The sequence below is a fragment of the Corynebacterium sp. genome (genome assembly GCF_012837295.1).
GTDB lineage: Bacteria > Actinomycetota > Actinomycetes > Mycobacteriales > Mycobacteriaceae > Corynebacterium.
In genome coordinates this window covers 1-1,799 of record NZ_DURI01000324.1, presented here as the reverse complement: position 1 = coordinate 1,799, position 1,799 = coordinate 1, and the positions used below count along the sequence as shown (strand labels likewise).

The following is a 1,799-nucleotide window of genomic DNA, read 5'->3' as shown; positions in this document are numbered from 1 at the left end:
GGGCCGCGGCGACTTCGGAGGCGGCCGTCGAGCGGGCGATCGCGTCGTGTTCCCGCGCGCGCAGGGCCACGGCCTGCGCGAGAAAGACGTAGGGCACGGTCACCGCGGCAGGCATCAGGGTCGTCGAGAACAGTGCGGCGGCGCCGCGGTCGCGGGTGGCCCGGTGCTTGGCGACGCCCATGTACGCGCTTTGGGCCACCGCATTGAGCGCGGCGGACCAGTGGGGCGTCGACACGGAGGCCATTGCGCTGGTGATGCCCGAGACGCAGCCCGACAACCTCGCGGGGAATTCGACGCCCTTCGCCGCGGCGATCGACGTGGCCGCCGTGACCGGCCAGGACAACGCGGAGGCCGCGACGGCGGCACGTCGGAAAGCGTTTGGGTTGGGTAGCGTGGACGCGATCGCGGGCCCGACCACGAGCGAAGATTGGGCGAGAACCAGCGGGACGACGGTCGAAGGGGCGCGGCGCACGTCGCGGACGAGGGCCGGCAGTTCGATGAGGATCCGGGCCCACAGCAGCGGGCCCACGACGCCGACGGTGACCCGATGCGCGAAGGACTCGGCGGTGGGCGTCGGGGCACCGGTGAACGGCTCGGCGCCCGAGGCGGCGGGTGAGTTCCGGTCCACGTTGCCGGGCAGCGGCCGGAACGCATTCGGGGGAGGCGCACCCGGATCGGGGGCCGGGCGGCCCCTGTGATCGGATGAGTCGGGCATGGGCTAATCGTATCGCCCCGGGCCCATCCGCAACACCCGCCACTCCCGAATCGGGGCCCCGTCCCCGCGGGCCGTGCCGCGCCGTCCCACCTGCGGTGAAACTTGATCGGGGGCCATTGTGCGCGTATCGTGTTCGCGGTATGCGTGCGCGACCCGCGCCCGCCTGCCGATCCGGCGTCTCCGCATCCGCCCACCAGGGCAAACCATGCGCGCCCCGGACCGACCCTGTCCAACTCGATTCCTATCCGCTTCGGAGCAACTTACATATGCCCACCTCCAACACCCCTCAGGTCGCCGTCAACGACATCGGCACCGCTGAGGATTTCCTCGCCGCCATCGACTCCACGATCAAGTACTTCGACGATGGCGACATCGTCGAGGGCACCGTCGTCAAGGTCGATCGCGATGAGGTCCTGCTCGACATCGGCTACAAGACGGAGGGCGTCATCCCCTCCCGCGAGCTGTCCATCAAGCACGATGTCGACCCCGACGAGGTGGTCGAGGTCGGTGACGAGATCGACGCCCTGGTCCTCACCAAGGAGGACAAGGAAGGCCGCCTGATCCTGTCCAAGAAGCGCGCCCAGTACGAGCGCGCCTGGGGCACCATCGAGCGGATCAAGGAAGAGGACGGGGTCGTCACCGGCCAGGTCATCGAGGTCGTCAAGGGCGGCTTGATCATCGACATCGGTCTGCGCGGCTTCCTGCCCGCCTCGCTGGTCGAGATGCGCCGCGTCCGCGACCTGCAGCCGTACATCGGCCAGGAGCTCGAGGCGAAGATCATCGAGCTCGACAAGAACCGCAACAACGTGGTGCTGTCGCGTCGCGCCTGGCTGGAGCAGACCCAGTCCGAGGTGCGCCACAACTTCCTCAACCAGCTGCAGAAGGGCCAGATCCGCAAGGGTGTCGTGTCCTCCATCGTCAACTTCGGTGCGTTCGTCGACCTGGGCGGCGTGGACGGCCTGGTGCACGTCTCCGAGCTGTCCTGGAAGCACATCGACCACCCGGGTGAGGTTGTCGAGGTCGGCCAGGAAGTCACCGTCGAGGTGCTGGACGTCGACATGGACCGCGAGCGCGTCTCGCTGTC

1 protein-coding gene and 1 pseudogene are annotated in these 1,799 nt (G+C 68.8%); one reads left to right on the top strand and one right to left on the bottom strand.

Annotated elements, in window-relative coordinates:
* Positions 1-715 (bottom strand): annotated as a pseudogene (locus GX015_RS10720) (hypothetical protein); the annotation flags it as partial.
* Positions 716-981: 266 nt separating this feature from the next.
* Here GX015_RS10720 and GX015_RS10715 point away from each other — a divergent pair.
* Positions 982-1,799 (top strand): S1 RNA-binding domain-containing protein (locus GX015_RS10715; RefSeq protein WP_291345045.1); only part of this gene is annotated, 818 nt, incomplete at its 3' end.